This is a genomic window from Calidithermus timidus DSM 17022 (assembly GCF_000373205.1).
Taxonomy (GTDB): domain Bacteria; phylum Deinococcota; class Deinococci; order Deinococcales; family Thermaceae; genus Calidithermus; species Calidithermus timidus.
Genome location: NZ_KB890699.1, coordinates 189,627 through 208,403, shown reverse-complemented (window position 1 = coordinate 208,403; position 18,777 = coordinate 189,627). Strand labels below are relative to the sequence as shown.

Below are 18,777 nucleotides of genomic sequence, written 5' to 3'. Positions count from 1 at the left end.
TGCGCCTGGAGGGCCCCTGGAGCGACCTCCAGCTGCGGGGTTCGGGCGGCTATGCGCTGCCCTACCTCGAGCCCGCTCAATGGAGCCTGAGCGCCGATGTGCGCCGCCAGACCTGGAGCCTGGAGGGCCCGCTGCAATTGCGGGGCCAGGGGCTGAAGTACCAGGGCCGCCTACGCTGGCCTTACGCCGCGCTGGGCCGGCAGGGGTTGCTGAGCGGTGAGCTGAGCGGGGAGTCCACCGACCTCAAAGCCGAGCTGACGGGTCACTTCGCCGGGGTTCCGCTGCGGCTGTCGGCCCAGCTCGATCGGCCCAGCCTCGAGGGCTTGCGAGCCCGGCTGACCCTGCCCGAGGGGCAGGCCACCTTGCGCCAGGGGCGGGTGAGCTTCGACCTCGAGGCCGCTTCTTTGGCCAAAGCCTTCGACCAGCCCATCCGGGGCCGCCTCAGGGGCGAGATCGGGCTAGACGCCACCGGGCAGGCCGACGGGGAACTGGTGGCCTGGGATCAGCGGGTGCGGCTGGAGTACCGAGACCGGCAGGTCGTGGCCTTCCTGCCCGAGCAGGCCTTGGGGGTCAGGTTCCGCCTGCCTACCGATTCTCAGATGCTGCTGGAGGGGTTGGGCGATTTGCAGGGCAGCGTCCAGGTGCTCCCAGTGCCCTCAGGGGAGCTGCGCTATAGCCGCCAGGGCTGGGAGCTGTGGGTCCGGGCGGCGGGCAGCCGCGAACGGCCTACCCTGGAGCTCGAGGCCCACAGCCCCTGGGGCGACCTTCACAGCCAAGCTGCCATCGACTTGCAGGCCCAGGCCAGCCAGGGCCGCCTGCGCTTGCGCAGCGAGTGGGTCCAGGCCGACCTGGGCTTTGCCACCGAGGGCACCCGCTACCGCCTGAGCGGGGGGCTCGAGCCCAGGCAGTACCTCAAGCAGCCCGGCGTGCTGCAGGTTGAGGGGGAGGGAAGCCGTTGGAGCGCCAGGTGGTCGGGGGCGACCTTGCGGCTGGTGGCCGCCGGGGTGGGGGCCGGGTTAGAGCAGGCTCGCCTGAGCGGGCAGGCCGAGCTCGAGGCCCTCCAGCGCCGGTTTGCCCTCGACGGAGACCTGCTCTACACCAGCCGGGCCATCTCCGGGGCCCTCAGCCTGAGGACGATCCCCTTTGGGGCGGCAGAGCAAGTCGCGCTGGTGCTGGAGGGCTTGGGGGAGGGACTCGCGGCCAGGGGTGAGGCTTTTGGGGTGGCGGTGAACGCCAGGAGCGATCTGCAGGGTCGGCTCTCGGGCAGTTTGCGCTACCAGAAGGCTTTGGGTCGGGCCCGGCTCGAGGCCGACGCCACGCTGGGTGGAACGCTGAGCCAGCCGCTGCTGCAGGGCAGCGGGCGGGTGCTGGGCGAGGGGGCGAGCGTCGGGCTGCGCTTTGGCTACCAAGGTCAGCCCTGGCTCGAGGCCCAGGGTCCCGGGGTCGACCTGAGCTACCGGGCCGGGGAGGCGGAGGTGCGGCTCGACACCGACTTGGGACCTTTTACCGGGCTGCCGCTCCGGTTGGAGAGCAGCGCCCAGGGGCCGCTGGAGAGCCTGGTGCTACCGCTGCGCCTGAGCGGGGAGGGCTTGGAGGCCAGGGGACAGTTCGCGCTGCAGGGGCTCGAGGGCACCCTGCAGGGGCTGTACCGCGGCCAAGGCTTCGTCCTGCGTTACAAGGAAGCCCTCAGCCTCGAGCTGAGTGGTCCCTACCTGCGGGGTGAGGCCCGCTGGCAGGACGGCAGCGCCAAGGGGCGGCTGAACCTAGACCTCCCCATTCCCAACGGTCGGCTGGTGGGCGAAGCCGATTTGGAGCGGGGCCTGCTGCGCCTGGAGGGCCGCGAGGGCTGGCGGGGGGAGCTGAGCGCCGAGCTGCTGGGTGGCTACTCCACCGACGCGGCGCTGCGGCTTCAGGGCGAACTTTCGGGGCCGCTGCAATTGCAGGCTCAGCTCACCGCGCGACCCTTTTCGCGCGAGGTGTGGGGCGAGGCGCGCGTGGGGCTGGAGGGCTGGGGTGCGCTGGGGCTGGTGGGGCAGGGCAGGAGCGTCGCGGTCAGCGGGTTGGAGGGGCTCGAGCCCCTCCAGGCCAGCCTCGACCTGGAAAAGCTCAGCGCCACCTGGCGCTACGGCGGGGCCCTGCCGCGCAACCTGGGTGAACTGGAGGCTCAGGGGGTGCTGCTTTTGCAGGGCGAGCTCGGCGGCAGGCTCAACTACCGCTACAGCGTGCTGCGTACGCGCGTCGAGGCCGACGCCACGCTGGGTGGGACGCTGAGCCAGCCGCTGCTGCAGGGCAGCGGGCGGGTGCTGGGCGAGGGNGCGAGCGTCGGGCTGCGCTTTGGCTACCAAGGTCAGCCCTGGCTCGAGGCCCAGGGTCCCGGGGTCGACCTGAGCTACCGGGCCGGGGAGGCGGAGGTGCGGCTCGACACCGACTTGGGGCCTTTTACCGGGCTGCCGCTCCGGTTGGAGAGCAGCGCCCAGGGGCCGCTGGAGAGCCTCATCTTGCCGCTCAAGCTCAGCGGGCAGGGGTTCGAAGCCAGCGGGCAGCTCAGGCCGGTGGGCCTGGAGGCCAGCCTCGAGGGCCGCTACCGGGAACAGCAATTCGTCCTGCGCTATGACAAGCAACTCCAGGCCGAGCTCAAAGGCCCCTACCTGCGGGGTCAGGTGCGGCTGGAGGGCAATCGTCCCAGCGGCCTTCTGGACGTAGACCTCCCCATTCCCAACGGTCGGCTGGTGGGCGAAGCCGATTTGGAGCGGGGCCTGCTGCGCCTGGAGGGCCGCGAGGGCTGGCGGGGGGAGCTGAGCGCCGAGCTGCTGGGTGGCTACTCGGCCGACCCCACCGTGCAGATCGACGGTGACCTTCAGGGGCTCTTCGGCCTCGAGGCCCGCCTGCGGGCCCGTCCGGCCCGGCGCGAGGTCGAGGGCGAGGCCAGGCTGGGTCTGCCGGAGTGGGGTACGCTACGGCTGGTGGGGCGGGGCCGGCAGGTGGAGGTGCAGGGTCTGGAGGCCATCGCACCCCTGCGCGGCACCCTCGACCTGGAGGCGCTGAGTGCCCGCTGGAGCTACGACGGTGAGCTGCCGAGGGGTCTGGGTGAGCTGGAGGCCCGCGGGGCTTATCCTGGTCAGTGGTTGGAGGGTCGCTGGTCGTTCTACGGCAAGACCCTCGAGCTGCGTTCGCAGGATCAGCAGCTCCTCGCCCAGGGTGAAGGCCTGAGAGCCCGGGTTTCCGCGGCGGGCCTCGCGGGCAGGCTTCAGGGCTTCAGCTACGGCGGGCTAACGCTGGATGGTCAGGTGGAAGGCCCCTGGAGCAAACTGACTTTCGACCTGGGTTGGAAGGCGCTGGGGCGTAGCGGGAGGGTGCGGGGAAGCTATGCGACAGGCCAGCTCGAGGCCGCCCTGCAGGGCGACCTGGCTGGGCAGGTAGCCTACGCCCGTAGCTGGAGCGGGGAACTCAGGCTGCGCGAAGGCATCCTCACCCTCAGCGGGGAAAAGCCCATTCCCACCGTACAGGCCAGGGCCCTGGGGCTCACGGCCAGCTTGGAGTACCCCCGCCTGCGCTTGAGCGCTGGCAGTGAGCCGGGCCTCGAGGTCGATCTGGCGACGCGCCAGGCCACCGGACGCCTGCGGCAGTGGGGGGTGAGCTTCGAGGGGCAGGGGCGGTCGGTGATCGCCAGCTATCCCCTGGGCGAGGGGCAGTTGCGCGCCGAGCTGGGCCTGGAGGACTTTGCCGTGGGGCTCACGGCTCCGGGGTTGGGAGAGGGGCAACTCGAGTACCGCCACAGCCGCCTGACCGGCCAGCTCGAGGCGGCGCTTTACGGATTGGAGCTGCGACTGGAGGGAAGGGGGGACAAAGTAGCCCTCAGCGGCCAGCACGCGTCTACCGAGTGGCTCCCCTGGCAGCAGGGGAGGCTGGAGGGCAGCGTGAGCCTGGGCGGGGAGTGGCAACTCGATTACCGCGCGGCCCAGGGTGAAGAGGTGCTCAGGGCGCGCGGCCAGGGGGCCGAAGGGCGTCTGGAGGCCGAAGGACGCTGGCTTCGCGGCAACCTGGCCTATGGCGGAGTGGACGCGGGCTGGAACGGCGGGCTAGACCTGGACTTGCCGTTGGAGCCCATCTCGGCGCGGCTGAAGCTCGAGCTGCAGGCTCGGCGAGAGCTGCAGGCTAAGGGGAGCGTGGTGGGCACTTCGGGGGAGATCGACCTCGAGGCCAGCCTGGCTCAGGAGGGCCTGGTGGCCCAGGCCACGCTGAAGGAGGTGCTGATCGAGGAGTTGCCCCTGCTCAGCGACCGGCTGCCCTTCCTGCGGGGCCGCATCACCGGGAAGGCCAGCTACCGGCCCAACCAACTCGAGGTGGTGCTGCAGAGCCAGGACCTCGAGGTGCGCAGCGAGGAAGACCCCCTTGACATCGACAGCCTCGAGCGCAAGATCCGCCAGGAGCGCCGGGGCCTGCCGCTCAAGCTCACCGCCCGCTACCAAGGTGGGGGGGTGGAGGGCGAGCTCGAGCTGGGTAACAGCCGGGCCAGCGTGCGGCGTGTGGGCGATGAACTCGACGTCCAGGTCAGGGCTGTGGCCTTCCCCTTGCACTGGCTGGTCTCGGCCTGGGCCGGGACCCTCGACGGCGAGGCGACCTGGACTGGCGAGGCCAACCTGCGCTACAACCTCAAGGATTTTTGGAAGAGCCGGGGCAGCCTGATCGGCCAGGCGCTGCACTTTAGCAGCAGCAAAGAATCCCTGCAAGGCCAAGCTGTCTTCCGCTTCGCCGGCGAGCGCCTCTATGTCGAGCGGCTCCAGCTCGATGGAGCCGGGAGCTGGAGGGGCCAGGGCTATTTGGGCCGCCGGGGCAGCGACTTCGAGCTGAGGCTGGAAAACACCACCTTCACCCCGGTGCTCCAGGTGATTCCCCAGCTGCGCCCCTACGTGCCCGAGGGCAGCGGCACGGTGCTGCTCAGCGTGCGCGACCAGGAGCTCAACCTAGACCTGGAGAACTTCAGGTTCAAGCTTGGGCCGGTTGCCGCCGAGACCCCTCGCGCCCGGCTACGCATTGGTGAAACCGCCCAGGCCGAAGGAAGACTCGAGCTCACCGCTCCCTACCCCGCCGAGGCCGATTTGTCGGGCTCGGGCAGCCTCTCCGGCTTCACCATCAATGCCAAGGGTCAGGCCAACTTCCCGCTGCTGCCGCCCAATCAGCCCTTCACCTTGACCTTTGGCTACCCCGGTTACACCATCAACGCTGAGCTGCCCAACCAGGGCGCGCGACTCTACCTCTCACTGTTCCCTCACTTGGCCGGGGCGCTGGTGGGCGAGCTTCCGGTTTCCTATCCCCGCTACTTCCTCAAGGGCGGTCAGGTCTACGCTGGGGTCAACATCCAGCAGGAACAGGGGATCTACAAGCTCAACGGCACCATCGAGGTGCTGCGGGCTGAGTTGGGCCTGCCGCCGGGTGAGACCGAGCTTTCCATCCCCGCCACGACCGACCAGGCCTCGAGCACCCCCACCACCCGCTCGCCGGTGGAATTCATCAACCTGCGGGTGATGGCCAGCCGGGGCGTGCTGATCCAGGAGCCCTTGCTCAACGGCGAGTTGGCGGGGGACGTGTACCTCAATGGCCCGATGAGCAACCCCTACCTCACCGGAAGCGTGGTGCCCTTGCAGGGCAACATCCGCCTGTGGGACCGCAACTTCACCATCTTGCATAGCTACCAGGATGCCACCAGTGAGGCGGTCTTCAGCCCCGACAAAGGCATCCTGCCCGACGTGACCCTGGTGGCCCAGACCAAAGTACCCACCGAGCGCGGCAACGTCGAGGTCACCGCGGTCTTGAAGAGCCACTTCGTGCGCGAGGATGGGCGCATCAAGGCCAGGCTCGAGCCTACCTTCAGCGCCACCCACCCCGAGGAAAACCGCCCGCTGACCTTGGCGGAAATTGCCGGCGTGCTGATCTTTGGTCGCATCGACGCCCAGACCGACGTGCAGAACCTGGCGACTTCGGCGGGGGTAGCCCTGACCAACTTCCTGGTCGGCCAGATCGAAGGCCAACTCGCCCAGGCGCTGGGCCTGGACCGGGTGGTGGTGACGGTGCGGGGGCTGGGCGATGGGGAGCGCTTTGAGGAGACCACCTTCACCTTCGGCAAATACATCACTCCCGAGCTCTACCTCCAGACCCAGGTCGATTTCCAGTTCCGGGTCAACTTCCTGGCCGAATACCAGCTCGACGGCCTGCGCATCCGCTTCGGCCTGGACAACCTGGGTTCGGCCTATCCCAACCTCAGCTTCGGCCTGGGCTACTTCTTCACCCCTAATTTCGGCCTCGACCTCTCGCTGCGCTCCGAGCAGCAGGGCGGCCAGACCGACAACCGCTTTGGCGTCGGCTTGCAGATCCGCTTCTGATTCAAGCCACCAAAAACCCTTAGAGGCTATCTCTTTGAATCCTAATGCGGCGGTGTACTACTTCCCTACGCAGAAGTTGCGAAACACCCGGTCGATGACCTCTTCCGGCACGTCCTTGCCCAGGATGTGGTTGAGGGCCTCGAGCGCGGCCTGGATGGAAAGCCCCATCAGGTCTTCGGGGGCGGCCAGCGCGTCCAGCAGGTGCTCTTTGGCCTCGGTGAGGGCCTGGGCGTGGCGTTCGTTGCTGATCCAGACCTCGCCCTCGGGGGCCTGGCCCAACAGCCGCTGGTGGATGCTCTCCAGCAGCGCGGGTATTCCCTCGCCACTGGCGCTCGAGACCGGCAAGAAGGCGGGGTCGTGCCAGGCCGGGGGCAGGTCGGCCTTGGTGGCGAGGCGGATGACGCGCTCCTGGGGGAGGCGGGCCAGCAGGTCGGGTGTGTCGGCACGGGGTTGGCTCCGATCGGCCAGGTAGAGCACCAAGTCGGCTTCCTGGGCGATATTGAGGGCTCGCTCGACGCCGCTTTTCTCCACCACGTCGTCGGTTTGGCGCAGACCGGCGGTGTCTATGGCCACGATGGGCACCCCGGCGATCTCGAGCGGGGCCTCGAGGTAGTCGCGCGTGGTACCGGGGATGGGGGTCACGATGGCCCGCTCGTAGCCCAGCAGCGCGTTGAGCAGGCTGGACTTTCCAGCGTTGGGCGCGCCTACCAGGGCCAGCCGCGCACCCTTCTGGGCGATGCGCCCGGCGGGCGCGGTGGCGAGGAGGTGCTCGGCCTCGAGGAGGACGCGCTCGAGGATCTCTCGGGCCTTGTGCGCCTCCACTCCTTCTTCGGGATAGTCCAGCAGAGCCTGGATGTGCGCCAGCAGGTCGAGCAGCTCCTGCGCCATCCCCTCGATGCGCGCGGAGAGCTCCTTGGAGAGCCCGCGCAGAGCCTGACGCCGCGCTGCCTCCGACTCCGACTCCACCAGCGCCAACACCGACTCGGCCTGGGCCAGGTCCATGCGCCCGTTGAGGTAGGCCCGCAGGGTGAACTCCCCCGGCTGGGCAGGGCGGGCTCCGGCGCTGAGCAGGGCCTGCAGAACCTGCCGCAGCACTGCAGGCGAGCCGTGGGTTTGGAACTCCACGGCGTCCTGGCCGGTGTAGGAGTTGGGCGCGCGGAATACCAGCGCTAAGGCCTCGTCGAGCACCTCGCGGCTTTCGGGGTGCAGGATCAGGCCCAGCGTGAAGCGGCCCCCCTCCATTCCCCGCAGGTCGCGCCCTCGCCAGACCTTCTGGGCGACCTCGAGCGCCCCCACCCCCGAAAGCCGCACGATGCCGACAGCCCCCTTGCCGGGTGGGGTGGCGATGGCGGCGATGGGTTCATTGAGCGATGGCAGGGCCATGAATGACAGTTTAGGGCTTGGAGGGCGCGGCTCGTACGCGAGATGCAAGACGCGATACGCCGGGGGCTAGGGCAGATCAGAGGGGGGCATCAAAGCAAGGCCCACGGTCGCGGGCGGATTGCCGTAGCAGCTCAATTTGGCTTTCGTAGCCGGTTGTGGCGGCTTGCCAGGGCCTCGGCCAGCCAGAGGGCGGCGGCCTTGTCGAGGTACTGGTTGCCGTTGCCGCACTTGGGGGAGAGCACACAGCGCGGGCAGCCGCCCTCGCAGGGGCAGCGCTCCAGCAAATCCCGCGTGGCCTTGATCCAGGCCGGGAACTGACGCGCCGCGGCCCGCGCGTAGCCCACCCCGCCGGGGTAGCCGTCGTAGATGAAGACGGTGGGCCCGGCGCCCGAGGCCAGCGGGTGGGGGTAGAAGGGGTAGCTCACCCCGCCCACGTCGGAGCGCTCAGCCAGCACGAACAGGGGCAGCAGGCCGATCATGGTGTGCTCGAGGGCGTGGATGGCCGAGGGCACCAGCGCCTCCGACATGCCCGCCTCGCCGGGCAGGGGAGAGGGATGGACGGCGGTCTCGGCCAGCGGGTGGAACCAAACTGCCTCGGTCTGGAAGCTAAGCTCGGGCATCATCAGCATGACCTCTTCCAGTACGGTCTCGCTCACGAAGCGCTTCTTGACGTAGCCCGTCACCCGTTCGCGCAGGATCACCGGCCCCACCCACACCCCCGGCAACAACTCCTCGCCGCCGAGCACCTCGATGTCGGTCTGGGCGCGGGGCTGGGTGTAGTAGTCCTCCAGGCCCGGCAGCAGCACGATCTCGCGCTTTTCCACATCAAGGTTGCGCACCAGGTAGCTCTCGCCCGCGTGCAGGTAGACCGCGCCGGGGTGGGCCTCCCAGTAAGCCTGCCGCTCGTCGAGGGTACCCAGGGTATGGCCCTGGCTGTCCTTGAGGGTGAAGGTGGTGCCCAGCCCCCTCAAAATCAGGTCGCGATGGGGGTTGCGCTTGGGGGTGTAGAGCCTGCCGTGCTGCTCGAGCAGCCCGTTGGCTAGCCAGGGCAGGTAGAGAGGCTCGCTGGGCTCGAGGGGCAGCTCTCGAGCGGCGCAGTGCAGGTGCAGGGGGTAGAGCACGGGGTTGGCAGGGTCGGCCACCGCCGACTCGGGCGGGCTGCCCAGCAGCAACTCGGGGCGCTCGCGGAAATACTCGTCCAGGGGGTCCTCGCGGGGAATCCAGACCACCAAGGCGCGGCGGTCGCCCCGCCCCGCCCGCCCGGCGCGCTGCCAGAAGGCGCTCAAGGAGCCGGGGTAGCCCAGCAAGAACACCGCGTCCAGCTCGCCGATGTCCAGGCCCAACTCGAGGGCACTGGTGCTCACCAGCACCCGGATCTTCCCGCTCTTGAGGCCCAGCTCGAGGGCGCGGCGCTCCTTGGCGGTGTAACCTGCGCGGTAGGGTCTGACCGCCTCGTGTGCGGCGTAGCGGGCCACCAGCTCGGCGGTGCGCCGAGCGTTGGTGAACACCAGCGCCCTGATGCCGCTTTCGGCGGCGTGGCGGGCCAGGAGTGCCGCCTCGATGTTGGGGCTGCGCCGGGTCCGACCCTCCTTGTCCAGGGCCTTGGGGGTCCACACCGCGAACTCCCGCTCGGCCCTCGCCACGCTGGCCCGCACCGCTCGGAAAGGCTGGCCGGTCAGGTTCTCGGCGTGCTCGTCGGGGTTGGCGATGGTGGCGCTGGCGGCGATGACCTGGGGGCTGGCCCCGTAGTGCCGGGCAAGGCGCAGCAGCCGCCGCAGGATGAGCGCGGTGTGGGTGCCGAAGACACCTCGGTAGGCGTGCAACTCGTCGATGACCACGTAGCGCAACCGGCTGAGAAACTCGGCCCACTCCGCATGGCGCGGCAGCAGGCCAAAGTGCAGCATGTCGGGGTTGGTCAGGATCGCCAGCCCTCGAGACCTCGCCAATCGGCGTTCCTTGTCCTGGGTGTCGCCGTCGTAGGGAAAGATGCGCTCGGTGAGCCCCAAGACCTCGCCCATGGCCCGCAGGCGCTCTAGCTGGTCGTGGGCCAGGGCCTTGGTGGGGTACATCAGTATGGCTGTGTTCCCCTCGAGCAGCGCTTTGAGTACAGGCACCTGAAACACCAGGCTCTTGCCCGAGGCAGTCGAGGTCGCCAGCACGACGGACCCCCCATCCAAGGCCCTCAGGGCCTCGGCCTGGTGGGCGAAGGGCTTCAGGCTCAGCGCCTCGAGCACCCCCGCGAACTCGCCCGCGTAGTCCACCCTCCGCGGTGGGTCGGCCCCCAGCAAGCGCACGAAGCTCAGCTGGTCCGCGTAGCCTTCGATGTCGCGGAGCCACTGGGCATAGCTGTCATAGTCGGCGAGTTCTTTGGGAAGCATGCTCGAGCCATCGACCCCCGACTCAATGGCTTCGGCAAGAAGCCTAATTCCGCGAGGAAGCGATCTTGCGGTCGCGCGGCCCTGAGAGCACCCGGTCGAAGCTGGCGCTGGCCCGGCCTTTCATCTCCTCGACCGCGCTCCAGTCGGGCTGAACGTTGTGCTCGACCATCCGTACGAAGTAGCCAGCCTCGCCCGGGATCTCCTGGAATGGGGCCTTGGCGTCGCGGCAGAAGCCGGCCACCTTGGGGTCATAGGACAACCCGGCGAAAGGGGTTCCGGCGGCGGCGGCCAGGATCACCCCGTGCAACCGGATCGAGATCACGTAGGCCGACTGGGCCAGCACGTAGAACACCCGGCGGGGGTCCCAGGCCAGCTCGGCGGTGAAGCCCGGGAAGAACTCCAGCGCATCCTCGTCGTGCCCCGGCTGCATCGCCAGGACCACCACCTCGTAGCCCAACTCCCGCAGCCGCTCGGCGGTTTGGGCTAGGGTGCGGTTGGCTTCGTCGAAACCCGCCCTGGGTACCAGCGTCACCATTCTCGGCTCGCGCTCCACGGGAGGTGGGCTGAGCAGCATCGCGCAGTCGGCGCCTAATTCGGCCTGCAAGCCCAGCCGCCGGGCGTACTCGAGCGAGTCGCGGTCACGCATGAAGAGCTGAACGCCCTTGAGCACACGCTGCACGGCCCGCTCGCCCTTAGGGGAAAGGGGGCCGAGCGACTGGTTGAATACGTGAACCGGCTTGCCCCGCACCCTGGCCATGCGGATGATGGTGAGGTAGTACCACAGACTGGCCGAGGAAGTCTTGTCCTGCAGAAGGGTTCCGCCACCCGACAAGAGCAGGTCGGCCTCGCCCAGCGCCCGCCAGACCTCGAGGGGATGGGCGCGCCTGACCGCCCGCACCCCGTAGAGCTGCTGGGTCTCGGCTGGGTTTTTGGAAAGCACCAGCGGGGTGTGCCCCCGCGCCTTGAGCTCCTGCACGATGGCTTCCAGGAGGGCTTCGTCTCCCGCGTTGTGAAAGCCGTAATACCCGCTCAGCGCGACCACCATTGCCAGACCCTCCGGACCACCCACACCAGAACAAACCCCAGGATAAGCCCGATGATCATGCCGTTTAGTACCCGAAATAACGATATGGTGAGGGGCGTGTGAAAGTGCGAGAAGGTGTTGAGGATTGAACCCATTCCCACCGCCACCAGTAGCAACAGGCCGTTGCGCAACCACAGGGGCCAGGGCAGCAGCAAGGCCAGCGGAGCCACTGCGTGGGCGAAGATCTCCTTGAAGCGGGGCCGCACCATGGCGTCTTGCAGGATGGCCCGCAGCTGCAACTCCCAGTCGGGCACGAGTGCCCCTGCGGCGTCGTTGCCCCGGCGCAGGAGGGCCAGGGCCAGCAGCGCCAGCCCCACCAAAGCCACCGCGACCTCGCCCAGCTTGATGGGGTAGCCCCACAGCCTGGTGATGGCGCCCTTCCAATCCTGTGGCAGGTACGAAAGTCCCACCAATAGCGGCGGCACCAGCAGCGTGAGCGAAACGCCCTTGAAGGGGGTCAGGCCCAGCATGCTCTGGGGGTCACTGCCCAGCGCGGTCAGGAAGACCACCCCCACCAGTGAGTAGACTGCCGCCGCCAGCCAGACCGCCATGCCCCGGCGTGGCTCGAGGAAGCCCAGCGCGGGGAAGACCAGCGCCGCCAGCAAGGCCCCGAAGTCCCCTCGCACGTAGACCAGCGCGAAGAGCAGCAGGCCTAGCGCGATGATGGGGCCAAGGGGCCGCGGGTAGCCCAGCGCCAGCAGCCCCAGCCCCGCCAGCACGCCCACCAGCGCCGCGTAGCGCAGGGGAGAGAGCTCGAAATCGCGGGGAGCGGGGGTGCCAAAGGCGATACGGGCGTTCTCGAGCCCCCCCTTGAGCCGGGCGACGAACTCCTGGGTGTCGGCGAAGTCCTGGAAGGGCCGGATGTACAGGAGCTGGTGCCCCCGCTCCCGCGCCGCCAGCACGAACTTATCGGCCACCTCGTCGGGTTTGAGCTTGGCCTGCCACTCCGGGCGGATGGAGAACAGCCGCAGCACCGGCAGGGAAGCGGCCAGCCGCGAGAAGCCCTCCTGCGGGGTGCCCTCGATCCAGGCGATGGGCCTGCCGCCCAGCATGGCCTGGGCTTCTGCGAGCTTCTTGGGGTTCCCCAGCACGTCCACCCCGGCGAAGACGATGGCGTCGGCCTGGGGTGGGATGGCCTGGGGGAGGTAGGTGCGGTAGGGGTGGTTGTAAGGGCGATAAACAACGAAGTAGCCCTCGGCCTTAAGGCGCTCGAGCAGCGCCGGGTCATAACCGGCGGGGAAGCCGCTGACGTTGAGCGGGGCGCCGTACCAGGTCAGGCCGCCAGCCTTGAGGCTTTGTAGAGGGATCGTCCAGTTGCGCCGGATCTGCTGGGTGAGCCAGTCGGGGGCGCTGAAGTAGAACCAGCCGCTTTTGAAGCCGGCCTGCGGGTAGAGCAGGCCGAGTTCGCCCCCGTTCTTCAGCATGACCACACCCTGTTCGGCCAGGCTGCCCAGCCCGCGTTCGTAGATCGCCACCCCGGCCACCCCCAGGGCCTTGTATTTGGCTAGCTGTTCCTCGAAAGGGATGTTGGCGGCGCGGGCTTCTTCCTCCACGTCCAGGCCATCCACCACCAGCACCACTGGGCCAGGATGCTCCGCCTGCACGCGCGGCAGCAGGGCAGGCAGCGAGAGCAGGGCGGCCAGCGCGATGACGATGCGCAGCAGCCTTGGCAGGCTCACGCTACCCCTCCGGCGGTGAAGAGGCTATGAATGCGGGCGGTAAGCATGTCCAGTGCTGCGCTGTTTTTGCCCCCGTGGGGGATGATCACGTCGGCGTAGCGCTTGGAGGGCTCGACGAAGGAGAGGTGCATGGGGCGCACCCGCTCCATGTACTGCTCCACCACGCTCTCCACCGTGCGGCCCCGCTCGAGGATGTCGCGCTGCAGCCGCCGAATGAAGCGCACGTCCGGGTCGGCATCTACGAAGATGCGCAGGTCCATCAGTTCGCGCAGGCGTTCGTCGAAGAGCACCAGGATGCCCTCGAGCACCACCACCGGAGCCGGCTCGATTCGGACGGTTTCGCCCAGACGGGTGTACTCCTCGAAAGAGTACAGCGGCATTTCGACCGGGCGTCCGTGCCGGAGCTGGGCAATGTGAGCGAGGTAGAGCTCGAGATCGAAAGCCGCCGGGTGATCGTAGTTGACGCGGATGCGTTCTTCAAAGGGCAGCTCGGATTGGTCCTTGTAGTAGTTATCCATCGGTAGCACCGCCACGCGCTCGGGCAGGGCCGCGGCCAGCACGGCGTCGGCCACGGTGCTCTTGCCACTGCCCGTCCCCCCGGCGATGCCAATGACGAAGGGTCGGTGAGAGTCCACCTCCCAATCATATGCAAGAGCGGGGAAGAGGGACAGGGGAGCCGGCTGTCAAAGCCGCAGGCCCTGCTCCCTCGACAACCCAAGGGGCGGGTCATTGGGCCCGCCCCTGCGTAGCCATCGGATCAGACCTTGGCCTGGCTGCGGCTTTGGGTTTCCTTGAGCGTGGCGTGGCCGATGGCTTTCTCGTTGCCTTCGGTTTCGAAGGCGTGCAGCTTGCTGGGGTCTATGAGCAGCTCTACCGTGTCACCGGGGAGCACCACGGCGTGCCCGTCCACCTTGGCCGTGACCATGGCTCCCCCCACCGCGGCGTGGATTTCCGTATCGGCTCCCAGGGGCTCGACTACCTCGACCTCGGCCTTGACCAGGTTGTTGTCCTCGGGGATGGTGGTCCAGCCCTTGAGGCCGATGTGCTCGGGGCGGATACCCATCCAAACCTCCCTGCCGTTGTAGGCCCTGAGGCTGGCGGAGAGGGTGGGGTTGGCCCTGATCTTCTGGCCATCGATCGAGAAGTAGGCGTCGTTTCCTTGCAGCTCTACCCTGGCCCGGACGAAGTTCATGGAAGGCGAGCCGATGAAGCCAGCTACGAACTTGTTCTCGGGGAAGTCGTAGAGGTTGAGGGGGGTGTCGGTCTGCTGGATTTCGCCGTCTTTCATCACCACGATGCGGTGGCCCAGGGTCATGGCCTCTACTTGGTCGTGGGTCACGTAGACCGTGGTCACGCCCAGGCGACGGGTCAGCTTGGCGATCTCGGCGCGCATCTCTACGCGCAGCTTGGCGTCGAGGTTGGAGAGGGGCTCGTCGAAGAGGAAGACCTTGGGCTCACGCACGATGGCGCGCCCCATCGCCACGCGTTGGCGCTGGCCGCCGGAAAGCTCGCGGGGCTTGCGCTGGAGCAGGTGGTCGATCTTGATGATGCGGGCAGCTTCCTTAACCCGCCGGTCGATCTCGTCGCGGGGCACCCTGCGCAGCTTGAGGCCAAAGGCCATGTTGTCGTAGACGTTCATGTGGGGGTAGAGCGCGTAGTTCTGGAAGACCATGGCGATGTCGCGGTCCTTGGGCGGAACGTCGTTGACCAGTCGGTCTCCGATGTAGATCTTGCCCTCGGTGATGTCCTCCAAGCCCGCGATCATGCGCAGCGTGGTGGTCTTGCCGCAGCCCGAAGGCCCCACGAACACCACAAACTCGCCGTCTTCGGTCTCGAGGTTGAAGTCCTTGACCGCCGTGACCTTGGTGCCATACCGCTTGTATACGTTCTCCAGCTTGATTTTTGCCATGAGATGGCCTCCTCTTTCGTACCCTAGCTCCCGCGCTGTGAGCCTGTAGCCCATCGGGGAGTTTGGTGCTGGGTACACGGTCAGTTTATAAGCCATCCCGCCGGAGAATCAATGCCGACTCGAGGCCGCCGACCCGGCTGTGCAGCGCCCAAGAGATTCGCTACAACAGCGTATTCTTTGCCCCGATGGGCTCGAGGAGCTGCACTGTGAGCGTGCTGAAATCAGATTGTGTTCCCAGAGGGATTGCCTGTACGGTGGGTGGATCCTGGAGCGCTCGAGCTTGACGGCGCTGATCGCTGCAAATATGCTCACCTTGGTCGGACTTCCTGGCAAAAACACAAAGAACTCCTGGCCGTGCTGTTTGATTGTTTAGGCTGTGCTCGAGGAGGTTGGCGTATGCTCAGAGGCTTTAGGGACTTCATCTTTCGCGGCAATGTCGTGGACCTGGCGGTAGCCGTGGTCATCGGCGCAGCCTTTGGCGCGGTGGTGGATTCGATGGTCAAGGACATCATCACCCCCATCATCGGCCTGATCGGTGGCCAGCCGGATTTCTCGGCGATTCGCATCGGCGCCAATGCCCAGGGACAGGGTGGCATCGCCATCGGCAACTTCCTCAACGCCCTGCTCTCCTTCCTGATCAAAGCCGCGGTGATCTACTTCGTGATCGTGCAGCCTATGAAGCGTGTGATGGAAATGATGAAGCGCAACGAAGCTTCCACACCTCCCCCTCCCCCCGAGGACATCGTGTTGCTGCGTGAAATCCGCGACGCGCTCAAGGGTCGCAATCCGTAGCTGGGGCTACGAAAGTCGTTCAGTACCCCGCGGGCCGACATTCAGCGCTTCTGTGTGTCAGTGGGATGACTTTTGCCCCTCGTGCGAAAACATAAATTGAACTCATGGCGACGAAGCGTGTCGTACTCCACCAACTCGTCGGGCATCGTTTCTTGGGGATCAACGAGCAGGGTGACAAGGTCATGATCGACGGCGACCAGCCAGCCAGTGGGATGCGTCCCATGGAGTTGTTGCTGGCGGCTGTGGCCGCGTGCACCGCCTACGACGTGGTCGATATCATGAACAAGAAACGCCAGCCCCTGGCACGCTACCGTGTCGAGGCGGTGGGGGAGCGGGCCGAGGAGCACCCCAAGCGCTACACCCACATCGTGATCACCCACTATGGAGCCGGGCCCAATGTGACCCAGGAAGCCCTGCTGCGTGCGGCCCAACTTTCCCACGAGAAATACTGCTCGGTTTCGGCCAGCCTTAACGTGCCGGTAGAGGTGCGGGCGGTGGTTGAGCCCTACGAGCTTGGCCAGCCTGCTTGAGGAAGACAGCCTGACGCCGGGCCACTGTGCTCCGGCGTTTCTTTTGGGCGAGGGGTGTGCCCCGCCCCAAATCCTGCGTTGGGGGGAATACACCGTACGCATCGAGGGCCATTCCCCCAGGCCGAGATCAGGGGTGTGCGCCGGGCAAGAGCCCAAGGGGCCGTGGATCAACGAGAGCAGCGGCCCAGCCCTACGAAAAGCGCCGACGAACCGCTGATAGCCAACACCGTGCGCTTAGCGCTGAGCGCACGACGCGCAACCTACCTACCCCCCGCCTCGTAACGCTCCCAGGCCTCCAACGCCGCCGCGAAAGAGAAGCCCCGGTTGGCCAGGAAGCGGATGGCTTTGGCTTTATCGCCCTTGTGGCGGCTTTGGTAACGCTCCAGCAGGGCCAGGGCCTCGGCTACTGGGTCGCTCTGGGGCTCGAGGGCTGCCAGAACCTCGCTGACGATGTCCCTGGGCACGCCCTTGGCCTCGAGCGAGCGGCGAATCTTGGCCGCGCCCCACTTGCCCTGGTAAAGCCGGGCATAGCCCTCGGCGTATTTGCGGTCGTCGAGGAAGCCCAGCGCCTTGACCCGCTCGACGACCCGCGCCACCACCTCCACCGGGCCCCTTCGGGCGAGCTTTTGGCGCAGGGCGGACTCGGTGTAAGGACGCATGTTGAGCACCCTGAGGGCATACTCGAAGAGCTCCTGGGCGGCCTTGCTTTCCTCGGGCATGGCCATCTCCCGCACCATAACGGCAGCATTGGCCTCAGATCAAGGTGCTTCACCAATCCACGCCGGGGTTAAACTGTTCGTCGTGCGCGTCTTTGCCATCGCCGACCTTCACCTCTCCCGAGCCTTCCCCAAGCCCATGGCCATCTTCGGTCCCAACTGGGAAGGCCACCCTGAGGCGGTGTTCGAGGAATGGCGCAAGGTGGTGGGCGAGGACGATCTGGTGATTGTCGCGGGTGATATCTCCTGGGCCATGAGGCTGCCCGAGGCCCTGGTGGACTTACGCGACCTGGGCGAGTTGCCCGGCATCAAGGTGCTGCTGCGGGGTAACCACGACTACTGGTGGCCCTCCATCAGCCGCTTGCGCGAAGTCCTCCCCCCACGCATGCACGCCTTGCAACACGACTCGTTGATGATCGGCGGCGTGGCCATCGCCGGAAGCCGAGGCTGGGATGCCCCAGGCAGCCGCGACTTCAGCCAGGAAGACCTGCGCATTTATAAGCGCGAACTCGAGCGCCTGCGCCTGAGCCTCAAGACCGTGCAGAACCAGCCCTACGACCACCTGATCCTGGCCCTGCACTACCCCCCCTACTCCGTAACCGGCGGGCCGACCGGTTTTACCGACCTGATCGAAGAATATCGCCCAGATATGGTCGTCTACGGCCACCTGCACGGGGCCGATCCCAACCGGCTGCCTCAATCCTGGGACGGCATCCCGCTGCACTTTGTATCCGCCGACATGATCCGCTTCAGGCCCAAGCTGATCCTCGAGACGGCATCAAAGTCGTCCGTAGCCGATGGCCAATAGCCAATGCACGTCAAACGCGAATTGCGTATGACCTACGACCCCGCCACCGGAGGCACGTCCACGCGGTATCATCGAGTAGCATGATCACCGCTTTCGTGCTCATCCAGACCAAGCGCGAGTCCACCGCCGAGACCGCCGAGGCCGTAGCCGAGATCCCCGGCGTGGCCGAGGTCTACTCGGTGACGGGAGAATGGGACCTGGTGGCCAAGCTCTCCTTTCAGGACTTTGAGCAGCTCGACGATATCGTGACCCTGGGCCTGCGCAAGCTCTCGGGGATTGAGCGCACTCAGACCCTGCTGGCCTTCAGGGCCTACCCCAAAAAGCTGCTGGAGCAGGGTTTCAATATCGGCTCGGAGCTGGGGTAGTGTTTAGGGTTCTATTCAACATCCAAGCCCTGGTCTTGCTGGTTGGGGTCGTAGGCATGGCCGTGGGGGGATACCCGCCGGTGCGAGAGCCTGACCCTCTGCGCGACACCCTGGCTTTTCTGGCGCTTTACCTGGGGTTGATGGGCCTCGAGCGGCTCTTCTCCCGGCTATTCCCCTCTTCCTTCGGAGTGGTGCAGCAACTCCACTCCCAGATCGGGCGGGCCTTTCGTGACCAACAACTCGGCTACAACCATGCCCTGCAGCTGGGCATGATCTCGGGCCTGGCCGAGGAGGTATTCTTCCGCGGAGCACTGCAAAGCCTGCTGGTGAGCACCCTGGGCCTGGGCTGGTTGGGCGTGGTGATCCAGGCCCTCATCTTCGCCGCCTTCCATCCGGTCCCCGACCGCCGGGCCTGGAGCTACCCGCTGTTCATCTTCATCGCCGGGCTAGCCTTCGGGGTGGTCTATTTCCTCACCGGAAGCCTGATTCCTGGCATCTTGGCCCATTACCTCAACAATGCCAGGGGGTTCTACCAGCTGCTCGATGAGGCCAAACGGCTCGAGCGCAGCGAGAATGGCTAGAGCAAGGGGCGCTAAATTCTCATACCAGATTCGGTCAGTTCGTTCCCGAATGGGAACGCCGCCCCGCCAAGGTGGGGTGGTCGACCGAAGGGAGTGCTCTAGGATTCAAAAAGATAGCCTCTGGGTTTTGGTTTTGAAGAGTATCTTTTTGAATCCGGTATAACGGGCCACG

At 66.9% G+C, this 18,777-nt stretch carries 13 protein-coding genes; 6 read left to right on the top strand and 7 right to left on the bottom strand.

The window, feature by feature from the left end; translation table 11 throughout:
• Window positions 1-599 precede the first annotated feature (599 nt).
• Window positions 600-6,380, top strand: coding sequence for a translocation/assembly module TamB domain-containing protein (locus B047_RS18765; protein ID WP_476695744.1), 5,781 nt, complete (start codon window positions 600-602; stop codon window positions 6,378-6,380).
• A 57-nt stretch (window positions 6,381-6,437) separates the two neighbouring features.
• Here B047_RS18765 and mnmE read toward each other — a convergent pair whose 3' ends face one another.
• The 6 genes from mnmE to B047_RS0112705 form a co-directional block, all read right to left on the bottom strand.
• Window positions 6,438-7,763, bottom strand: a complete 1,326-nt coding sequence (mnmE, locus tag B047_RS0112730) for a tRNA uridine-5-carboxymethylaminomethyl(34) synthesis GTPase MnmE (protein ID WP_018467351.1) — start codon at window positions 7,761-7,763, stop codon at window positions 6,438-6,440.
• 131 nt (window positions 7,764-7,894) lie between these two features.
• A complete protein-coding gene (locus B047_RS0112725; RefSeq protein WP_018467350.1) occupies window positions 7,895-10,141 on the bottom strand; it encodes a DEAD/DEAH box helicase in 2,247 nt (748 codons plus the stop codon).
• A 43-nt stretch (window positions 10,142-10,184) separates the two neighbouring features.
• Complete coding sequence (gene csaB / locus B047_RS0112720) at window positions 10,185-11,186, bottom strand: polysaccharide pyruvyl transferase CsaB (protein ID WP_018467349.1); 1,002 nt, start codon at window positions 11,184-11,186, stop codon at window positions 10,185-10,187.
• Window positions 11,171-12,904 (bottom strand): DUF5693 family protein, encoded by a 1,734-nt coding sequence (locus B047_RS0112715; protein ID WP_018467348.1) that lies wholly within the window; start codon window positions 12,902-12,904, stop codon window positions 11,171-11,173. The genes csaB and B047_RS0112715 overlap by 16 nt, the downstream gene beginning before the upstream one ends.
• Window positions 12,901-13,539 (bottom strand): uridine kinase, encoded by a 639-nt coding sequence (udk, locus tag B047_RS0112710; protein WP_018467347.1) that lies wholly within the window; start codon window positions 13,537-13,539, stop codon window positions 12,901-12,903. Before udk ends, B047_RS0112715 begins: the two co-directional genes overlap by 4 nt.
• Before the next feature lie 122 nt (window positions 13,540-13,661).
• Window positions 13,662-14,813 (bottom strand): ABC transporter ATP-binding protein, encoded by a 1,152-nt coding sequence (locus B047_RS0112705; RefSeq protein ID WP_026234864.1) that lies wholly within the window; start codon window positions 14,811-14,813, stop codon window positions 13,662-13,664.
• 396 nt (window positions 14,814-15,209) lie between these two features.
• Between B047_RS0112705 and mscL the strand changes: the two genes are divergently transcribed.
• On the top strand, window positions 15,210-15,605 hold the full coding sequence (mscL, locus tag B047_RS0112700; protein WP_018467345.1) for a large conductance mechanosensitive channel protein MscL: 396 nt from the start codon (window positions 15,210-15,212) through the stop codon (window positions 15,603-15,605).
• 104 nt (window positions 15,606-15,709) lie between these two features.
• The gene (locus tag B047_RS0112695) at window positions 15,710-16,135 is read left to right on the top strand and encodes an OsmC family protein (protein WP_018467344.1); all 426 of its coding nucleotides are present in this window, start codon (window positions 15,710-15,712) and stop codon (window positions 16,133-16,135) included.
• A 260-nt stretch (window positions 16,136-16,395) separates the two neighbouring features.
• On the opposite strand, the gene B047_RS0112690 is transcribed toward B047_RS0112695, so the two are convergent.
• Entirely contained in the window at window positions 16,396-16,872 is a 477-nt protein-coding gene (locus B047_RS0112690; RefSeq protein WP_018467343.1) for a regulatory protein RecX, read from the bottom strand.
• 64 nt (window positions 16,873-16,936) lie between these two features.
• On the opposite strand from B047_RS0112690, the gene B047_RS0112685 reads away from it, so the two are divergent.
• From B047_RS0112685 to B047_RS0112675, 3 genes are all read left to right on the top strand, one after another.
• Window positions 16,937-17,659, top strand: coding sequence for a metallophosphoesterase (locus B047_RS0112685; protein ID WP_018467342.1), 723 nt, complete (start codon window positions 16,937-16,939; stop codon window positions 17,657-17,659).
• A gap of 80 nt (window positions 17,660-17,739) precedes the next feature.
• A complete protein-coding gene (locus B047_RS0112680; protein ID WP_018467341.1) occupies window positions 17,740-18,024 on the top strand; it encodes an Lrp/AsnC ligand binding domain-containing protein in 285 nt (94 codons plus the stop codon).
• Window positions 18,024-18,605, top strand: a complete 582-nt coding sequence (locus B047_RS0112675) for a CPBP family intramembrane glutamic endopeptidase (protein WP_018467340.1) — start codon at window positions 18,024-18,026, stop codon at window positions 18,603-18,605. The genes B047_RS0112680 and B047_RS0112675 overlap by 1 nt, the downstream gene beginning before the upstream one ends.
• Window positions 18,606-18,777: the final 172 nt, after the last annotated feature.

Bases quoted from the DNA above. Each gene is read 5' to 3' on its own strand.
- B047_RS0112680 (WP_018467341.1), top strand. From the start codon at position 17,740: ATGATCACCGCTTTCGTGCTCATCCAGACCAAGCGCGAGTCCACCGCC.
- B047_RS0112725 (WP_018467350.1), bottom strand. From the start codon at position 10,141: ATGCTTCCCAAAGAACTCGCCGACTATGACAGCTATGCCCAGTGGCTC.
- B047_RS0112705 (WP_026234864.1), bottom strand. From the start codon at position 14,813: ATGGCAAAAATCAAGCTGGAGAACGTATACAAGCGGTATGGCACCAAG.
- csaB (WP_018467349.1), bottom strand. From the start codon at position 11,186: ATGGTGGTCGCGCTGAGCGGGTATTACGGCTTTCACAACGCGGGAGAC.
- mnmE (WP_018467351.1), bottom strand. From the start codon at position 7,763: ATGGCCCTGCCATCGCTCAATGAACCCATCGCCGCCATCGCCACCCCA.
- B047_RS0112690 (WP_018467343.1), bottom strand. From the start codon at position 16,872: ATGGTGCGGGAGATGGCCATGCCCGAGGAAAGCAAGGCCGCCCAGGAG.
- B047_RS0112695 (WP_018467344.1), top strand. From the start codon at position 15,710: ATGGCGACGAAGCGTGTCGTACTCCACCAACTCGTCGGGCATCGTTTC.
- mscL (WP_018467345.1), top strand. From the start codon at position 15,210: ATGCTCAGAGGCTTTAGGGACTTCATCTTTCGCGGCAATGTCGTGGAC.